The organism is Frankia sp. AiPs1, assembly GCF_023716945.1.
In the GTDB taxonomy this organism is placed as follows: Bacteria; Actinomycetota; Actinomycetes; order Frankiales; family Frankiaceae; genus Frankia.
Window position 1 is genome coordinate 1 of the sequence record NZ_JAMQQF010000522.1, and the last position, 4,216, is coordinate 4,216.

Here is a 4,216-nt window from a genome sequence, read left to right on the forward strand (position 1 = left end):
GGGCAAGGAAGTGCCCGGGCCCCGGCGCCGTCCCGCTGGGCGGGGGCGGGGGCCGGTGTGGCAGCCGGCGTGGCGGCCTCGGCCCGCCAGGTCGGCAGCAGGCTGACGACGAGGATCGCGGCCAGGGCCAGAACGATCGCGACGACACGCGGACGGGACATTCTGCGGGCGAGGTACGACACCATTTCCCCGAATCTTTCGTGGGTGCGGAGGTTCGCCGGTCAGGCTGGCCGCGGTCGGCGGCTGATCAGCGAACTGAGCGGCTGGCCAGATCGTAGCGACGAATCCGCAGATCCGGGCGAAAAGGCGGCAAGAAGACCGTGAATGCGGATCATCTTGCCGGTTTCATCCCGCTCCCACCTGGGGCGGTCCGGCCTGGTCGACCGGCGTGCGGGAGGGCGCCACCACGGGTAGAGACAACGGAACAACCGCCGGTCAACCGCGGCCGTCCCGCTCCTCCGAACTCCGCTGGTCGCACGACAATCAAAACTGTCCGTGTACGGAGCTGATCTCCCCGAAAGCAGTTGGTACGGCTAGTCGCCAGGCGGGGGCTGGCCCGACAACGCGGTGCGCAACAGCGCGAAGAGCTGGCCGAGGCCGACCGCGCAGACCGCGAGCGTCGCGCCCGCCCCCACCGTCCCGGCGAGGCCGGCCAGACCGGGGGCGACACCCGCGCCCGCCAGCCCGAACGCGGCGATGACAAGCCGGGTCGGCCGCTCCCCCACCGTGACGACGCCGATCTCCCCGAACCCGGCGTTGCCGGCCCGCGCCCGGGTGTACTCCAGCAACCCCAGCGCGCACCCGGCGGCGACGAGCAGGCCGCCCGGAGCCCCGACGTACCACAGCGCGACCAGGTACAACGCGTCGCCGCAGCGGTCGGCGACCGAGTCCAGGACGTAGCCCCAGGCACTCACTCGGTCGGTCAGCACGGCCACGGCTCCGTCGAGGCTGTCGGCGACGCCCCCGAGGACCATCACGGCCACCCCCAGCAGCGGCCAGCGGCCCCCGGCCGCGGCGGCCGGCAACGCGAGCGCCGTGACCGCCACGCCCGCCGTGGTCACCGCCGACGGCGGCACCCGGCGGGCCGCCAACGGGCTCGCCAGCCGGTGGACCAGCGTCAGCCAGGCGCGCACCAGCCACAGTCCGCCCTGCGGGTCGTAGCCGCCGTGCAGGGCCGACCAGCGCGCCAGAAAGGTGCCGCGGTCGGGTACCGGGGTGCACACACCCTCCATCGTGCCCGGGACGTAGAGTCGCGGGGTCTTCCACCACGTGCCGCGGCCGGTGGGGGCGCAGGGGCGAGGTCGTGCCGGCCCTGCCGCGGCGACAACCCCGGACCGGGCGGAGTGACGTGACCGAGCAGGTAAGCGGTGTGGTGGAGAGCCTCGAGGACCTCGACCCGCGGGTGGTCTTCGCCTCCCACCGCCATCAGGTGATCCTCGCGGTGCGGATCACCCCGGTTTTCAACACCCTGGACCTCGGCCTCGCGGCGGCGGTGATCGACACCGCCAACCAGGCCGGGTTCGCACTGGTGCGCGAGCAGACCTTCCGTGACGAATGGCTGCTGTGCGTGTTCGAAGCCTACGACGACCTCGACTAGCTACCGGACCGCCTCGAAGATCTCCTGGGTGACGCTCGACCGGTTGAGCGTGATGAAGTGCAGCCCAGGCGCCCCGCCATCGAGCAGGCGGCGGGACAGCTCCGTCGCCACCTCGAGGCCGACCGCGCGCACCGCCGCCGGGTCGTCCGCGACGGCCTGCAACCGGGCGGCCAGCACGGGCGGGAAGTCGGCGCCGGAAAGCTGCGCCATCCGGACGATCTGCGCCACGTTCGTCACCGGCATGATCCCGGGAATGATCGGCTTGTCGCAGCCCAACGCGCGGACCCGGTCAACCAGCCGGAAGTAGTCGTCGGCGCCGAAGAAGAACTGGGTGATGGCGTAGTCGGCGCCGGCGTCGAACTTGCGCACCAGGTACCGGGCGTCGGTGTCGAAGTCGGGCGAACGGGGGTGCTTGTCCGGGAAGGCCGCCACCCCGACGCAGAAGTCCCCCACCGACTTCACCAGCCGCACGAGCTCGTCGGCGTGCTTCAGGCCCTGCGGATGGGCCGTCCAGGTGCCCTGCGGGTCGCCGGGCGGGTCGCCGCGCAGCGCGATCACGTTGCGCACGCCCGCGCCCGCGTAGTTGCCGATCACCTGACGCAGCTCGGCGACGGAGTGGTTGACCGCGGTGAGATGAGCGATCGGCGTGAGGGTGGTGTCGGTGGCGATCCGCTCGGTGACCCGGATCGTGCCCTCCCGGGTCGAGCCGCCCGCGCCGTAGGTCACCGACACGAAGGACGGGCGCAGCGCCTCGATCCGGCGCAGGGCGGTCCACAGGTGACGCTCGCCCTCAGGCGTGCGAGGAGGGAAGAACTCGAACGAGAACGAGGGACGCCCGGAGGCGAGGAACTCCCCCATCGTCGCCGGTTTCGCGTCCGCACTCCTGACCGCCGTCATGCGAGGAGAGTAGACCGGCGCGGACCACGGCCGGGAACGTACCCCGGAGCCGGAAACACGCGTGACCGTCCCACGACATCAACGGGCGGGATCAGATCGGCAGCGGCCCCAGCGGGGCGGTCAGGCCGATGCGCACCCGGCCGGCGACGGTGCGGGCCACCACCCGCCGGGTGGCCCCCGGCGTGGGCGGCAGCGCCACGTCGACCGCGCTGGGATCACCCGTCTCGACCTCCACCGCGTACCCGCCGTCGGGGATCATGATCGTCAGAAGACCCGACTCGGTGTGCGCATGGACGGCGTCCGGCGGCTCGCTGAAGTGCAGGTTGACGTCCCCACCCCGACTGCGGGCGGCGACCGGGCCGGCGCCGAGCTCCCGGCCGGCGATCGTGCCGTCGCGGGTCACCAGCGACAGCTGCCCGCGCACGCCCCACAGGGTGATCTCGCCGGTGAGCACCTCCGCCCGCACCCGGGTGCCGGGCGGTACGGCCAGCCTGACCCGCACGTCGCTGCGCCGCCCGTCGACCCGCAGCACCGACCCGGCGGTGGTCACCGTGGGGCTCGACCGGCCGGGCCGGCGCCGCACCGTGAGGTCGACGCGCACGTCAGAGCGGTCACGTTCGGCGACTTCGACCCGGCCCGCGGCCACCATGACCTCGACGGCCTCTATACCGTCGACGGTGTGAACCAGCTCGGCGGGTGGCATCCGCAACAGCGACAGACCGCCCATCGCGGCGGCCAACAGCACGACGGCGATCACCAGGATGGCGGTGTCGAACACGGGCACACCGCACGGTACCCCGGTCCCCGATGACCGATGTCCGGCCGCGGGTCTCCGCCGTGTTGCGCCGATTCGCCGACGCCCGGGGGGCGGCACTGCGCGACATCGACGCCGATCTTGAACCGTTCGTCCGGGTCGCCGAGGACGTGCTGCTCAGCGAGGGCAAGCGGGTGCGGCCCGCGTTCTGCTACTGGGGCTGGCGGGGCGCCGGCGGGCCGGACTGCGACGAGATCGTGACGGCCGCCGCAGCCCTGGAGGTGCTACACGCCTGTGCGCTGGTGCACGACGACGTGATGGACGGCTCGCCGCTGCGTCGCGGTGAGCCGAGCGCGCAGCGCCGGCTGACCCGGGTGCACCGCCTGTCCCGGCTCGGCGGCGATCCGGACACCTTCGGCCGCTCGGCGGCGATCCTGCTCGGCGACCTGTTCCTGACCTGGGCGGACGATCTGCTGATGGCCAGCGGGCTGACTCCCGGCGCCCTGGCGCGGGCCTGGCCGACGTACGCGCGGATGCGCAGCGAACTCGTCGCCGGCCAGTACCTCGACCTCGCCAGCCAGGTGCGCGCCGAAACCAGCCAGGTGCCGGCCGAGCGACCGAGCGACGGGCCTCGGCGCGGCCTCGACCCGGCGCGGGTCGCCCGGATCGCCCGGTACAAGACCGCCGGCTACACGGTCGTCCGACCGTTGCAGCTCGGCGCCCTGCTCGCCGGGACCCGCCCCGGCCTGCTGGAGACCTACGCGGCGTTCGGTCATCCGCTCGGTGAGGCGTTCCAGCTCCGCGACGACATCCTCGGGGTGTTCGGGGACCCGGCGGTGACCGGCAAGCCCGCCGGCGAGGATCTGCGCGACGGCCGGCCCAACGGGTTGCTGGCGCTGGCCCTGCGCCAGGCCCGGCCGGTGGACGCGGCCCGGCTGCTCGACCTCGTCGGTCGCCCGGCCCGGCCC

At 73.4% G+C, this 4,216-nt stretch carries 5 protein-coding genes and 1 pseudogene; 2 read left to right on the forward strand and 4 right to left on the reverse strand.

Annotation, left to right across the window (positions count from 1 at the left end):
- Positions 1 to 185 (reverse strand): annotated as a pseudogene (locus tag ND748_RS26560) (hypothetical protein); the annotation flags it as partial.
- Positions 186 to 533: 348 nt separating this feature from the next.
- A complete protein-coding gene (locus tag ND748_RS26565) occupies positions 534 to 1,232 on the reverse strand; it encodes a CDP-alcohol phosphatidyltransferase family protein (RefSeq protein WP_251748934.1) in 699 nt (232 codons plus the stop codon).
- A gap of 116 nt (positions 1,233 to 1,348) precedes the next feature.
- Between ND748_RS26565 and ND748_RS26570 the strand changes: the two genes are divergently transcribed.
- A complete protein-coding gene (locus ND748_RS26570; protein ID WP_251748936.1) occupies positions 1,349 to 1,597 on the forward strand; it encodes a hypothetical protein in 249 nt (82 codons plus the stop codon).
- On the opposite strand, the gene metF is transcribed toward ND748_RS26570, so the two are convergent.
- Both metF and ND748_RS26580 read right to left on the reverse strand, forming a co-directional pair.
- Positions 1,598 to 2,494: a methylenetetrahydrofolate reductase [NAD(P)H] gene (gene metF / locus ND748_RS26575; RefSeq protein WP_251748938.1), complete on the reverse strand. Its 897-nt coding sequence runs from the start codon at positions 2,492 to 2,494 to the stop codon at positions 1,598 to 1,600. It abuts the gene before it with no gap.
- 91 nt (positions 2,495 to 2,585) lie between these two features.
- A complete protein-coding gene (locus ND748_RS26580; RefSeq protein ID WP_251748939.1) occupies positions 2,586 to 3,272 on the reverse strand; it encodes a hypothetical protein in 687 nt (228 codons plus the stop codon).
- Positions 3,273 to 3,301: 29 nt separating this feature from the next.
- Here ND748_RS26580 and ND748_RS26585 point away from each other — a divergent pair.
- On the forward strand, positions 3,302 to 4,216 hold a 915-nt coding region (locus ND748_RS26585), incomplete at its 3' end, for a polyprenyl synthetase family protein (RefSeq protein WP_251748941.1).

What these genes read in the sequence shown, in the direction of transcription:
- metF (WP_251748938.1), bottom strand. Translation starts at nt 2,494, where the DNA reads ATGACGGCGGTCAGGAGTGCGGACGCGAAACCGGCGACGATGGGGGAG.
- ND748_RS26565 (WP_251748934.1), bottom strand. Translation starts at nt 1,232, where the DNA reads ATGGAGGGTGTGTGCACCCCGGTACCCGACCGCGGCACCTTTCTGGCG.